Origin of the sequence: Cohnella fermenti (assembly GCF_004801405.1) — a bacterium.
Classification (GTDB): Bacteria; Bacillota; Bacilli; order Paenibacillales; family Paenibacillaceae; genus Cohnella; species Cohnella fermenti.
In genome coordinates, this window is sequence record NZ_SSOB01000004.1 from 241,832 (window position 1) to 255,657 (window position 13,826).

The following is a 13,826-nucleotide window of genomic DNA, read 5'->3' on the forward strand; positions in this document are numbered from 1 at the left end:
TCCTTCGTTCGCGGAGTGAATCTAGTGTGCCGACTTGGCGCGAAGATATGCGGAGAGCGGAAGAGCATAAAGCGTCCGCTAAATTTACCGCCGCTTTACTATCGCTCTTATTCCTCTTAACAATGCCCTCTTATATTAAAGAGAGATTAAAGGAAGCTTAAATTTGTTCTGGAGGTGCAGGGAATTGACGACGTTGAGAATGTGGAAAAGCGTGACTGCCGCGGCTCTGGCGGTGGCGCTCGTCGGGACCGGTGCGGAGGTGCTCTCCAACCAGGCGGCGACGGTGCAAGCGGCGGATGCGGCGGCGACGGTTGCGAAGGCGGCATCGGTCTATGTGGCTCCGATCGACCGTGCGGAATTTCTCGCTGGGGCGAAGTTCGACTTCCGGGTGGAGCTGAACGACTTGTCTTCCGATCCGGGAGCGGTCAGCATTACGATCAACGGCAAGGAAGCCGCGGACGTATTCGGCAAGCCGTACGTGAAGACGAGCACGGACACGAGCAAGGAATTCACGATTCGCGACGTCGCATTCTCTGTGCCCGGCGTGTATACGGTGGCGGTCAAGGCCGGCAGCTTGACCAAGACGGTCAAGTACACGGTGAACGCGGCGGATGCGGGCGGTGCCAAAGCGAAGAACGTCATCCTGTTCATCGGGGACGGCATGGCATTCTCCAGCGTGACGATGGCGCGCATTCTCTCGCAAGGGCTGACCGAAGGCAAGTACAACGGCCTTCTGGAGATGGACAAGTTCGACCAGCGCGCGGTCGTGACGACCTCCGGCATGGATTCGCTCGTAACGGACTCCGCGAACAGCGCCAGCGCGTACAACACCGGCCATAAGTCCGCGGTCAACGGACTCGGCATCTACCCGGACAACACCGAGAGCTCGCTGGACGACCCGAAGGTCGAGACGCTCGCGGAGATGCTCAAGCGCAGCCGCGGCATGTCGGTCGGCATCGTGTCGACGTCCGAGATCGAGGACGCGACGCCGGCCGCGGTCGTCTCCCATACCCGCCGCCGCTCCGACAAGCCGGAGATCGCGGAGATGCTCTACAAGCTTCAGCCGGAAGTGATCCTCGGCGGCGGCTCGGCCTACTTCCTGCCGCAATCGACGCCGGGCTCGAAGCGCAAGGACGACAAGGATCTGATCGGCGACTTCGAGAAGAGCGGCTACACGTTCGCGGACAGCGCGACGAGCCTGAAGGCGGCGCCATCCGAGAAGAAGCTGCTCGGCCTCTTCCATCCGAGCGACATGAACGTGTACTACGACCGCTCGACCGGCAACAAGGACGCGCTGAAGTCGTTCACCGACCAGCCGAACCTGTGGGACATGACGCAGAAGGCGATCGACGTGCTCAGCCAGAACGAGAACGGATTCTTCCTGATGGTCGAAGGCGCAAGCATCGACAAGCAGTTGCACACGGTCGACTGGGAGCGTTCCACGTATGACGCGATCGAGATGGACAAGGCGATCGGGATCGCGCGCAAGTTCGCCGAGAAGAACGGCGACACGCTGATCGTCGTCACCGCCGACCACTCGCACTCCGCCAGCATCGCGGGCACGTATTGGGAAGGCGACGGCAAGTCCGGCCGCGAAGCGATCCGCACGTACGAAGCGTCGCAGTTCCCGAACTACGTCGACGCGAACAAGGACGGCTTCCCGGACAATCCGGACGTCAGCCGCAAGCTAGCGGTCGTGTTCGGCGCCGCTCCGGATTACTACGAGGACTACAAGTTCAACAAGGTGCCGACCGCTCCGGCCATCGATTCCGACGGCGTGTACGTGGCGAATCCGGCGGCGCTGCTCAACCCGGACGATCCGGACAAGGACCGCTTCCTGCGCACGGGAACGGTGAACCCGACGACCGATTCGCAGGAGGTGCACACGGCGGACGATGTGCCGCTGATGGCCTACGGGCCGGGCTCGGAGTACTTCCAGGGCACGCTGGACAACACGCAGGTGTTCTTCGGAATGGTCAACTCGCTCGGCCTGAACCTGACCGGCGCGAAGGTCGATACGAAGAAGTGGGTCAATCTGCGCGACTTCGCGAATCTGCTCGGCGGCACGGTGAAGAAGAACTCGACGACGAACAAGGTATCGATCACGCTGAACGGGCGGACCGTCGTGCTTAACCTGACGAGCGGCCAAGCGTCGACGAACAACAAGATCATCAAGCTGGAATTCAAGACGGACACGGACGGCGAAGTGCTCGTGACCAGCAGCAGCCTTCTGGCTGCGTTGGGCTGAGCCTAAGCAGACTGGCTGCCGTTGTGCCGGGTCCTTGCCCCTGTCCCGGTTGGCTCGTACGATCACCCCCGGCGGGTTCGCCGGGGGTGTCGGGCTAAACGGCGGCGGTCGGCGCGGGGGAGTGCCGGTTATCGGTTAAGCGCAAGGGAGGAGAGGACTTCATGCGAACGAGATTTGGGAGGAGAGCGGCGGCGGGAGCGATCGTCGCGCTGGTCTGCGCATTGACGGCTTGCGGGGAGCGGACGGTGGAGCCGCCGATGCCGGAGACGGATTCGACGGGCAACGCTTACGTGCAGGAATCATTGGCGAAGGGGGCGGACGATGCGGAGCGCTGGGCAGCGCCCGAGGCCGCGAACGCGAAGGAGACGAAGGCTCCGGCGGCGGCGCCGACCTCTGCGCCGGCCTCCGCGCAAGCAAGCGAGATCGCGCCGCCGAGCGAGTCGGCCTCAGCCTCGTCCTCGCCCTCGGAGAGCCCGGGGCCAAGCGAGGCGAGCTCGACGGCGGCGTCGGGCGACGCGGGGAGCGCGAGCGGCTCAAGCGATCCGGCGGCCGCAGCGCCGGCTGCAAGCGCCGCGCCGGAAGCCGGGAACGCGAAGGAGACGAAGGTCGCCGCGGCGTCGCCGAAGGCATCGGAGCCTCCCGCTCTTGCGCCCGCAAGCCCTTCGCCGCAGCCGTCTTCATCTCCGTCCCCGTCTTCATCCCCATCTCCGTCGGCATCCGCACAGCCGTCGCCGTCGCCATCGCCTTCAGAGAAGCCGCAGCCGAAGAAGGAGAACTCGGGGCCGGAGACGCTCAAGTTCTCCGAGCTGTACGGCGCGGAGACGGTCCGGGGCTTGACGTTCTCCGACAAGGTCGGCGAGCTGGACGGGCAGCAGGTCGAGATGATCGGCTACATGGCTCCGCCCTTGTCGGCGACGGTGCGCTTCTTCGTGCTGACGAAGGTGGCGATGAGCATCTGCCCGTTCTGCTCGACGGATGCCGACTGGCCGAACGATATCGTCGTTGTGTTCATGCCGCCGGGCAAGGAGATCAAGCCGACGGAGCATGAGGTGAAGGTGACGGGAACGCTCAGCGTCGGCTCACAGACCGACGAGGAGACGGGCTTCGTCAGCCTGATCCGCATCAACGCGGACAAAACGGAGGTGCTCAAGTGATGCTTGTGCTCGAGGAAGTGTCGAAGACCTATCCGATGAAGGGCGGGTCCGCCGTGCCCGTGGTGAGCGTCAGCCGCTTCGCGATGGCGGCGGGCGAGCAGGCCGCGCTCGTCGGCCCGAGCGGCTCCGGCAAAAGCACGCTCCTCCACCTCATCTCGGGAGTGCTCCGGCCGACAAGCGGGTCGATTCAACTGCTGGGACGCGAGCTGGGTTCGCTCTCGGAGGCGGAGCTTGACCGCTTCCGGGCGAAGCATATCGGCTACGTGTTCCAGAGCTTTAACCTGCTGCCGGGGTTCTCGGCGGCGGAGAACGTGATGGCGGCCATGGGCTTCGGCCGCACGATTCCCGCGCGCGAGCGCAAGGAGCGCGCGCACATGCTGCTCGGCCGGGTGGGCCTCGGCCACCGGCTGAACCATCGCTCCCACCAGCTTAGCCAGGGGGAGCAGCAGAGGGTGAGCATCGCGCGAGCGCTGGCGAACCGGCCCGCGCTTGTGCTGGCCGACGAGCCGACGGCCAGCCTGGACGGCGCGAACGCGCAGATAGTCTACGCCCTGCTCGCGGAAGCGTGCGAGAGCGAAGGGGCGGCGCTGCTCCTGAGCACACACGACATGGAGCTTGCGAAGCGCACGGGGCGCGTCGTCCCGATCCGCGAGCTTGCCGCGCGAGAGGAGGATGACCGTGTCGCTGCTGTTCATCGCTTGGCGCAACCTGTTTAACCGCCGCGTGCAGACGCTGATTACGATCGGCGTCGTGGCGGTCGGCATCGCCGTCACGCTGGCGATCCTCCTGCTGTCCAGCGGCATCAAGCAAGGAATCGTGCGCGCGAGCGAGCCGTTCGGCATGCTGGTCGGCTCGAAGGGGAGCTCGAGCCAGCTTGTGTTCAACACGATTTTCCTCATGGATAATCCGCTCGCCAACCTCGAACCGGAATACTACGAATCGTTGGCTGACGACGAGAGAGTGTCCCAGGCCGTTCCGTTCGCGCTCGGCGACAATTACGAAGGCTTCCGGATTGTCGGCACCTCGGTCTCGTTCTTCGACCTCAAGGCGCGCCCCGTCGATCCCGCCTACTTCCGGCTCGCGTCGGGCCGATTGTTCGAGCAGCCGTTCGAAGCCGTCATCGGAGCGAAGGTCGCGCGCGAGACCGGGCTTAAGCCGGGGGATACGTTCGTCTCGGCACACGGGGTGACGGAGTCCCGCGAGCAAGAGGAGCATACGGAGCATCCGTATACGGTCGTCGGCGTGCTTAAGGGAGTGGCGGCGCCTTCGGATCAAGGCATCTACGTCAATATGGAGAGCTATTGGCTCGGGCATGAGCACGAAGACGAGCACGAGGGCGAGGTGTCCGGGGAGAACGGAGCAACTGCGGGCTTCGAGAACTCCGAGGCCGAGCATTCCGCAGAGGAGCGGGGCGTGACGGCCGCGCTGATCAAGCCGAAGAGCTACACCGATCTGATGACGATGTATCAGGAGATCAATCGGGGGAAGGACGCACAGGCGGTATTTCCCGGGCAAACCTTGGCGAGAATCTTCGATATGATGGGAAGCGGGGAACAGGTTCTGAGAATTGTCGGCTACGTCGTGCTTGGCATGGCGGGGCTGACGGTCATTCTGGCGCTGTACGGAGCGACCGTGGAACGCCGAAGAACGGTTGCCATTCTGCGTGCAATCGGGGCGGGAAGGGCGGAAGTGCTCGCGATCGTTCTGCTGGAGTCGGCGCTTGTGATGCTGATCGGCTGTGCGGCGGGTTATGCGGCTGGCTACGGTCTCGCTTACCTGCTGACCGGCTACCTCGGGGAGTTCCTCTCGATCTCCGCCCCTATCCGGTTCCAGGCGGGGCAATTGTCGCTCGTCGGGTACGTCGCTCTCGCCGGCACGGCGGCCGGACTGCTGCCTGCGCTGAGCGCCTATCGGACGGAGACGGCCCGCTACTTGAACGCTTCCTGAATGCCCGGAAGATCGTCAGCCGGAGCGTTCGCGAGTCCCCGTTCGTCCTCCAGCTCGGCTCGGGTAACCGGTCCGAGCTTCCTCCATGCGACGATGCCAGTCTCGTCCAGCACGTAGGTCGTCGGGAGGGAGGCGATATGGCAGCTGTCGACGGCCGCGATTCCCGCCGCCGCCAGCGCCAACCATCCCCACTGCCGAATCATCCGCCGTTCCCCGTTTCCCGGAAGCCTTTTCCCCCATTACAGCATAGCAACGTTATCCCGGGATTAAACGGAGCGGTTGGCGGCGCGCTTACCGTTCCGCTTCTTCTCCCTTGACGACCTCGACCCCGTTCGCCGTCACCTTCCAGTTCCGGTTCACGCTCGCCTTGATCGTGCCCTTCTCCAGGATGTAGCCGGCCAGCAGCTCCGAGACATCGACCGTAATGTCGCGAACGACGGGCTTGTCCTTGAACATCGGGTACTCTCCGCCGCCGACGGCCCGGTAGTTGTTCATGGCGACGTCGTATTCTCCGGCCGGGTCGAGCGGCTTGCCGTCCTGCTCCAGCTTGACGACGCGGTCTCCGAGCGGGCGCGCGATGTCGAGCTCGTACTCGATGCCTTCCCACATGTCGTAGTTGTAGTGCTGCGGCTTCGGATCGGAGAACCCGGCGCTGACCCGGGCTTCCGAACCCGTCCACTCGAAGTAGGCCGCGGCTCTCTCGAGCGCGTCCTTGATGTCCTGTCCCGACACCCGGAGCACCTTAAGCGTGTTCGGGTAGATGTAGTTGGCGACGATCTCGCGCATCGTGATGCGGCTGCCGAAGCCGGGCGACCAATTGTCGAAGAGAGAGGTGCACGAGATGTCCGCCTCCGCCGCTTCCATCTGAACGCGGTTCAGGAACTCGATGTACGGATGCTCCGCAAGGCGCGCCTTCATCGGATCGGCGATCGTCATGTCTCCTTCGACGAAGCCGATCGGCTGGTCGAGCCAGCGCTGCGTCCCTTCCTCGACCCCGGAGACGAGCTCTACGACCGCCGGGTCGGGAACGAACTCGCCTTGATGCAGCAATTTCGACTCGGTCCCGGTTACGCGCCAAGCGCGATTTTCCCACTGCAAGGTTGCCTCGGCCATTCCCAGATGCATGCCCATGCCGCCGGCTTGGATGATGCGAACCCCGTTGATGCACGCCCCGTCGATCTCGCGATGCTGGTGGCCCGTCAGCAGGATGTCGATGCCCGGCACCTCCATGCACATCCGGTAGCCCTGGTTCTCGCCGGTCTCGTTCTCGGTCAGCTCGCCGGTATCCAGGTTCCGCTCGAAGCCTCCGTGGTAAGAGACGATGACGAGGTCGGCGCGCTCTTCTTCCTTCAGCCTCTTCACCCATATCTTCGCCGTCTCGCAGGCATCCTTGAACACGAGGCCGATCAGGTTGCGGGGATGCTCCCAGTTCGGAGTGTAATGGGTCGTCAGGCCGAGCACCGCGACGCGCACGCCTTCCGGGTATTCCTTGAGCAGATAAGGCTTGCCGAAGTACGGTTCGCCGGTTGCCGCATCGACGATGTTCGCCGCCATCCAGGGGAAGCGCGATTCGCGCACCGCCTTGTTCAGCAGGTCCATGCCGTAGTTGAACTCGTGGTTGCCGATGACGGCCGCGTCGTAGCCGAGCTCGTTCAAGACGCTTATCATCGGGTGGGGGCCGTCGCTTGCGAACCGGGAATAGTAGTAGGTGAAGGGAGTGCCCTGGATCAGGTCGCCGTTGTCGAGAAGGAGCGTGTGGTCGTGACGCCTCCGCTCTGCGCGAATGAGCGGGGCAAGCCGGGCGAAGCCGGTCGGGCTCGGACTGTTGTCTGCGTAGTGATGGGGCAGCGCGTTGCCGTGCACGTCGGTTGTGTAGAGAACGGTCAGCGTGAAGGGGGGCTTGGTCTCGTTCGGAATCATGTCTCCGCTCCTTAAGGTTCTGGTTCTGGTAGGGTTCCGGTATCGATCTCTTGTTCCGATCATACAATACGATGCTTCCGCCGCCAAGCCGCCGTGTCGTTGCGCCTATGTCCGTTATAAGGAAAGTGGTATAGTGAGGAGAGGACGCAATTCGCTTCATTAAACCCAAGGAGGTTGAGCATAGATGAGTGACGTTAGGTTGGAAAAGGCGATTTTCGCAGGGGGCTGCTTCTGGTGCATGGTGACTCCGTTCGAGGAGATGCCGGGCATCGTGAAGGTGGAGTCCGGCTACACCGGGGGGCATGTGCCGAACCCGACGTACGAGCAGGTGTGCTCGGAGACGACCGGCCATGCGGAGGCGGTTCGGATCACGTACGACCCGGAGCTGATGCCGTACGAGAAGCTGGTGCGCATCTACTGGCAGCAGATCGACCCGACCGATGAGGGAGGGCAATTCTTCGACCGCGGGGAATCGTACCGCACCGGCATCTTCTATACGACGGAGGAGCAGCGCGAGAAGGCGGAGGCGTCCAAGCGCGAGCTGGCGGAGAGCGGCCGCTTCGACCGTCCGATCGCGACGGAGATTACGGCGGCGACCGAGTTCTACCCGGCGGAGGATTACCACCAGGACTACCATAAGAAGAACCCGCTGCGTTACAAGATGTACCGCAAAGGCTCGGGGAGAGACGCGTTCATCTCCAGCCACTGGAACACGGAGAAGGACAAGGCCGGGCTGAAGGAGAGGCTGACGCCGCTTCAGTACGAGGTGACACAGAACAGCGCGACGGAGCCGCCGTTCCGCAACGAGTTCTGGGACCACCACGAGGAAGGCATCTACGTGGACATCGTCTCCGGCGAGCCGCTGTTCAGCTCCCTCGACAAGTACGATTCCGGCTGCGGCTGGCCGAGCTTCACGAGGCCGATCCAGACCGGCATCGTCAAGGAGGAGGAGGACAACAGCCACTTCATGGTGCGCACGGAGGTTCGCAGCAGGGAGGCGGGCTCTCATCTGGGGCATGTTTTCCCGGATGGGCCGGGGCCGGAGGGCCTGCGCTACTGCATCAACTCCGCCGCGCTCCGCTTCGTTCCCGCGAGCAAGCTGGAGGAAGAGGGCTACGGCCGCTTCAAGGCGCTGTTCGACGCGGAGTGAGTTTCGGCGAGCGGCATGGAACGGCATAGATCGGCGGGAAACCGCCGATCTTCTCGTCGCAGCCCCATTCTGTTCGGTACGCAGGAAGAGAATTGAGCGAAGGGTGCAGAATGTAGTTGGATTTTCGATTTTATTAGCTCGACTTGGGCGCAAAACGCGGAATGTAGTTGGAATTTCGATCTTATTGGCTCGATTTGAAGCCAAGGTGCGAGATGTAGGCGAAATTTCAATCTTATCGGCCGGATTCCGGCCAAAGACGCAAAATATAGTTGGATTTTCGATCTTATTTGACGCGCCTATCCTCAACTCCCGCACTCCTCCCGCACTCCTCCTGCACTCCCCCTGCCCGACTCGCCCGTCAAGCAATCTGGAACTGCCGCTGAAGCAGCTCTCGGAAAGCGCTCATGGCCGGACTGACCAGCTTGTTGCGATGCTGCACGATGTAGATGTACCGCTGCGAGACCCAATTCGGAATCGGACGCGAGAGCAGCTTGCCTTCCTCCCGCTCGGTCCGAATGGAAGCTTCCGCAATCATGCCGTAGCCGATGCGGCATTGGACCGCCGCCTTCAACGCTTCGGAGCCGGACACTTCCATCGACCTTTGCAGCTTGATTCCGTTCGCCGACTCCCAGTCGTCGACCAATTGGCGGCTGATCGAGCCTTCCTCATGAGAGATGAACGGATGGCTCGCAAACTGCTCAAGGGTGAGTTGCTCGATCCCGGCGAACGGATGACCCTCGGCGAAGATGAGCACGAGGTCGTCCCTGACCATCGGTTGGACGATCAGATTCGGATCGTCGATGCGCGTCTGCGACACGACTCCGAGATCCAGCTCGAACTGCTTTATTTTGTCCATGATGGTTGCGGCGGGCCTTACGTCCAGATGAACCGTCAGCTTCGGGGAATCGCTCTTCAGCCGTTCCAGGAGCGGGGGAAGCAGGTAGGTCGCCGGCGTATGCGTGCTGCCGATGGCCAGCTTGCCCGCGGCGGAGTCCCGGTACACGTCCATCATCGATTCCGCTTCCGAAGCCAAGGCGCTGATCTTCCTCGCATAGTGGTAGAACGCCTTGCCCGCCTCGGTCAGCTTGATGACATGATAGGATTTGGTATGGAAAAGCGCGACTCCCAGCTCCTCCTGCAGCTTGTTCAGATGAAACGTAACGGTGGGTTGGGTGATGTCCAGCTTCTGCGCGACCAGATAAAGCTTCTGCAGCTCGATGGCTTGCACGAATATTTTAAGCTGCTGCAAATTCACGGCCGTGTCCTCCTTGCGGCAATCATCGATATTATTAAGCTTAGCACAGGAATCATAGAGGCTATGGGCGGATGGGTTAACACAAGGTCAATTCGCGGTAAAAAAAGATTCAGAGCGCTTATGCCGGCATTGACGTTCTAGTGGAAGGTTGTGCGGGAGAATCCGGGCGGCGGAGATTTTTTCTATGCCCGGTGCCGAGGCTAAATTGTGTATTAACTCGCCTTCCTGTGCTACAATGCAGGTATGGCGAGGTGATTGCGTTGGAGCAAGTGCAAATTCCGACCATCTGCCCGCGGTTCGAGAAGGCGATGCAACTTCTGAGCAAGCGCTGGGCCGGTCTCATTATCTTCCAGTTGCTGCCGGGCCCGCAGCGGTTCTGCACGCTTGAGGCTTCGCTTCCGAACATCAGCGGACGATTGCTGTCGGAGCGGCTGAAGGACCTGGAGCAGGAGGGCATCGTCCGCAGGGACGTCTACCCGGAGACTCCGGTGCGTATCGAATATTCGCTCACCGACAAGGGAAGAGCATTGGAGAGTATCTTCACGGCAGTGGCGGGCTGGTCGCAAGAATGGCTGCCGGTCGAGTCTTAGGGATTCATCCTGCTTCCTTCGCGGAAGCGGGATTTTTAAGTTGTAGATAAATAGCAGGAGTAAGAGGTGTAACTGTGTCCATTCATTACGATCAAAGTACCCGTACCTATCATCTGCAATCGGGGAACGTCAGCTACGTGATGCAAGTCGTCAAGGACGGCTATCTGGCCCATCTTTACTGGGGACGCAAAATCCGCGGAACCGCAATCCACGACATGATGCCGAAGGCTTTCCGCCCGTCGTTCAACCCGAATCCGTTCCCGGAGGATGAGACGTTCTCGCTCGATACGCTGCCGCAGGAGTTCCCCGGCTACGGAACGAGCGACTTCCGCTCGCCGGCGTATCAGGTTCGGCTGGCGAACGGGACGACGATCGCCGAGTTCAAGGTCGCCGGCCATCGGATCGTCGCCGGCAAGCCTGCGCTTGAAGGCCTGCCTTCGGTCTACGCCGAGTCGGAGCAGGAGGCCGAGACGCTGGAGATTACGCTGGACGACGAGGCGGCCAAGCTTCGTCTTGTCGTGAGCTACACCGTGTTCCGGGACAGCGACGCTATCGCGCGCAGCGTCCGCATCGAGAATCGGGGCGGCGAGGCAGTCCGTCTGCAGCGTCTGCTGAGTGCAAGCGTCGATCTGCCGCATTCCGGCTTCGAGGCGCTGCACCTGTGGGGCACGTGGGCCCGCGAGCGCCATGTCGCGCGCCGCGCACTGATGCCGGGCGTGCAGGCGATCGAGAGCCGGCGCGGCTCGAGCAGCCATATGCACAATCCGTTCCTGGCGCTCGTCACGCCGGAGACGACGGAGGACAACGGCGAGGTGTACGCGATGAACCTCGTCTACAGCGGCAACTTCCTGGCGCAGGCGGAGGTCGACCAGTTCGGTTCGACGCGTCTGGCGATCGGCCTTAACCCGTTCGACTTCGAATGGCAGTTGGGCGGCGGAGCGTCGTTCCAATCGCCGGAGGCGGTGCTCGTCTACTCCGGCGAGGGGCTCGGCGCGATGTCGCGCACGTTCCACAAGCTGTATCGCACGCGCCTGTGCCGCGGATCGTTCCGCGACAAGGAGCGCCCGATTCTGATCAACAACTGGGAAGCGACCTACTTCGACTTCGACGCGGAGAAGCTGATGAAGATCGTCGTCGCCGCGAAGGAGCTTGGCCTTGAGCTGTTCGTGCTCGACGACGGCTGGTTCGGCAAGCGCAACGACGACAAGCGTTCGCTCGGCGACTGGTTCGTCAACACGGACAAGCTGCCGGAAGGGCTCGACGGATTGGCCGCGCGCGTGAACGCGGAAGGCTTGAGCTTCGGCCTGTGGGTCGAGCCGGAGATGATCTCCCCGGACAGCGACCTGTACCGCGCGCATCCGGACTGGTGCCTCCACGTTCCGGACCGCCGCCGTACGCTTGCCCGCACGCAGCTCATTCTCGACTACTCGCGCCAGGACGTTCGCGATTATATCGTCGCGCGTTTGACGGAGATTTTCTCCAGTGCGCCTCTGACCTATGTCAAGTGGGACATGAACCGCAACATGACGGAGATCGGCTCCGCCCAGCTTCCGCCCGAGCGCCAGCGCGAGACGGCTCACCGCTACATGCTCGGCCTGTACGAGGTGCTGGAGACGATCACCTCGCGGTTCCCGAACATTCTGTTCGAGAGCTGCTCCGGCGGCGGCGGCCGCTTCGACGCGGGCATGCTCTACTACATGCCGCAGACGTGGACAAGCGACGACACGGATGCGATCGAGCGCTTGAAGATCCAATACGGCACGAGCCTGGTGTATCCGATCAGCACGATGGGCAGCCACGTCTCCGAGGTGCCGAACCACCAGGTTCAGCGAATTACGTCGCTGACGACGCGCGGCCATGTCGCGATGTCCGGCAACTTCGGCTACGAGCTCGACTTGTCGAAGATGAGCGCGGAGGAGAAGGCGGAGGTCGCTCGCCAGGTGCAGGAGTACAAGGACATTCGCGGCCTCGTGCAGCAAGGCGACTTCTACCGTCTGCTCAGCCCGTTCGAGGGCAACGAGACGGCGTGGCAGTTCGTGTCCGCGGACCGCTCCGAGACGTACGCGATCTTCGTCCGCACGCTGGCTGTGCCGAACGGCCCGCTCGCGAGGCTGCGCCTGAAGGGGCTCGACCCGGAGAAGAACTACGCGCTGAAGGGAACGGATCGCATCTACGGCGGCGACGAGCTGATGCATGTCGGCCTGCCGCTGCCGAAGATCGAAGGCGACTTCGGCAGCCTGGCATTCTACTTCGCGGAGGTCTGAGCGACTGAATTGGGCTATGCGTTGTGGAACAAGCCAGGTGTGCGTTGTGGAACAAGCTATGGAATGAGTCATGGAGTGACTTGTGGAATGCGTTGAGTCATTGTGGAATGCGTTGATGAAGGGAATGATTTGTGGAATGCGTTGAGGAATGTTGGACAGGACGGCAATCCCAATGGGGTTGCCGTTTGTGTGCGCGCTCGGAATCGACCGGCGCCTTATTCGAGCCAACGAAGTCGCTGAAGTCGCCGAACCAACCAGCTAAACCAAACGAACCAACTAACCCAACTAACCCAACTAACCAAACTAACCAAACCAAACCAAACCAACCAAACCCGCCGGACTCGCTGAAGTCGCCGAACCCGACCAACTAACCGAACCAATTGAACCAACCGAATTCCCGCTTACCCCACCGAGCTCGCCGAACTCGCCGAACCCAACAAAATCAACAAAATCAACAAGACCAATGAACCGAAGAAACCAATCGGACGCGCTGAAGTCGCTGAATCCGCCGAACTCGCCGAACCCAACAAACCAACAAACCCAAAAAAACCAACAAACCCGCCGAACCCGCCGAACCCGCTGAACCCGCCGAACCCGCTGAACCTGCCGAACCCAACAAACCAACCGACCCGCTTACTCTACCGAGCTCGCCGAACCCAACAAACCCACAAGCCTCCCCCTCCGGAGCTCCCGGATCATAGGGTTGTCGGATTTTATGTGAAAAATCACATTCATGCAGCTTAATGATGGGCGGTTTGGGCGATTCTATGTGAAAAATAGCATACATGGAGAAAAATCTGGCCCGAGGTGCCGTATATATGCGAAAAATCACATAAAACGCTGCGATTGCCTCCGATCCAAGCAGACGAATGTGAAAAATCACATAAAATTGCCAAAGTGTTCGGACCAGAGGGAGCAAAGGCGGGGCAAAGGGGCGAACAGCGATGTTCGGAGATGTTCGGAGATGCGTGGATATGCACGGATATGCACGGATATGCACGGATATGTGCGGATATGTGCGGATATGAGCGGATATGTATGGAGATACGTGGAGATGCGTAGAGAAATCCGGAAATCCGGGGGAGCGAATAGGGGGAAAGATATCAACCCGACCGAAGCCGCTCTTACTAAGCTCCCGAACCCGAGGGTTGCCGGATTTTATGTGAAAAATCAGAGCGACCGAGCATAGGTTGAGTAACTTAGCAGGTGGAAACCCTGCTTGGAAAAGGCGAAGCCACGCCACCAATAGCGAGTCTTGGAGCGAAGCTGGCAACAGAGTCGTTTAAGCGTAGACAGCC

10 protein-coding genes are annotated in these 13,826 nt (G+C 61.5%); 7 read left to right on the forward strand and 3 right to left on the reverse strand.

All coding sequences use genetic code 11. The features are described 5' to 3' along the window. The first annotated feature begins 184 nt into the window (after positions 1-184). From E6C55_RS05000 to E6C55_RS05015, 4 genes are all read left to right on the forward strand, one after another. Positions 185-2,248, forward strand: coding sequence for an alkaline phosphatase (locus E6C55_RS05000; RefSeq protein WP_269145535.1), 2,064 nt, complete (start codon positions 185-187; stop codon positions 2,246-2,248). A gap of 161 nt (positions 2,249-2,409) precedes the next feature. Then, entirely contained in the window at positions 2,410-3,402 is a 993-nt protein-coding gene (locus E6C55_RS34140; RefSeq protein ID WP_211093524.1) for a hypothetical protein, read from the forward strand. Beyond that, positions 3,402-4,118 carry an ABC transporter ATP-binding protein gene (locus E6C55_RS05010; RefSeq protein WP_136368702.1) on the forward strand — a complete coding sequence of 239 codons (717 nt, stop codon included), beginning with the start codon at positions 3,402-3,404 and terminating at the stop codon, positions 4,116-4,118. Before E6C55_RS34140 ends, E6C55_RS05010 begins: the two co-directional genes overlap by 1 nt. Further along, positions 4,075-5,349 (forward strand): ABC transporter permease, encoded by a 1,275-nt coding sequence (locus E6C55_RS05015; RefSeq protein WP_230986541.1) that lies wholly within the window; start codon positions 4,075-4,077, stop codon positions 5,347-5,349. The genes E6C55_RS05010 and E6C55_RS05015 overlap by 44 nt, the downstream gene beginning before the upstream one ends. Here the strand turns inward: E6C55_RS05015 and E6C55_RS05020 are convergent. Then, positions 5,331-5,552 carry a TlpA family protein disulfide reductase gene (locus E6C55_RS05020; protein WP_136368676.1) on the reverse strand — a complete coding sequence of 74 codons (222 nt, stop codon included), beginning with the start codon at positions 5,550-5,552 and terminating at the stop codon, positions 5,331-5,333. The two genes, E6C55_RS05015 and E6C55_RS05020, sit on opposite strands and share 19 nt — an antisense overlap. Before the next feature lie 88 nt (positions 5,553-5,640). After that, entirely contained in the window at positions 5,641-7,269 is a 1,629-nt protein-coding gene (locus E6C55_RS05025) for a bifunctional metallophosphatase/5'-nucleotidase (protein WP_136368677.1), read from the reverse strand. A 184-nt stretch (positions 7,270-7,453) separates the two neighbouring features. On the opposite strand from E6C55_RS05025, the gene msrA reads away from it, so the two are divergent. Continuing rightward, positions 7,454-8,419, forward strand: coding sequence for a peptide-methionine (S)-S-oxide reductase MsrA (gene msrA / locus E6C55_RS05030; protein WP_136368678.1), 966 nt, complete (start codon positions 7,454-7,456; stop codon positions 8,417-8,419). 358 nt (positions 8,420-8,777) lie between these two features. Here the strand turns inward: msrA and E6C55_RS05035 are convergent, their stop codons facing one another. Next, complete coding sequence (locus E6C55_RS05035; RefSeq protein ID WP_136368679.1) at positions 8,778-9,674, reverse strand: LysR family transcriptional regulator; 897 nt, start codon at positions 9,672-9,674, stop codon at positions 8,778-8,780. Between the two features lie 308 nt (positions 9,675-9,982). On the opposite strand from E6C55_RS05035, the gene E6C55_RS05040 reads away from it, so the two are divergent. After that, positions 9,983-10,264, forward strand: coding sequence for a winged helix-turn-helix transcriptional regulator (locus tag E6C55_RS05040; RefSeq protein ID WP_136368703.1), 282 nt, complete (start codon positions 9,983-9,985; stop codon positions 10,262-10,264). A gap of 74 nt (positions 10,265-10,338) precedes the next feature. Next, the gene (locus tag E6C55_RS05045) at positions 10,339-12,528 is read left to right on the forward strand and encodes an alpha-galactosidase (RefSeq protein ID WP_136368680.1); all 2,190 of its coding nucleotides are present in this window, start codon (positions 10,339-10,341) and stop codon (positions 12,526-12,528) included. Positions 12,529-13,826: the final 1,298 nt, after the last annotated feature.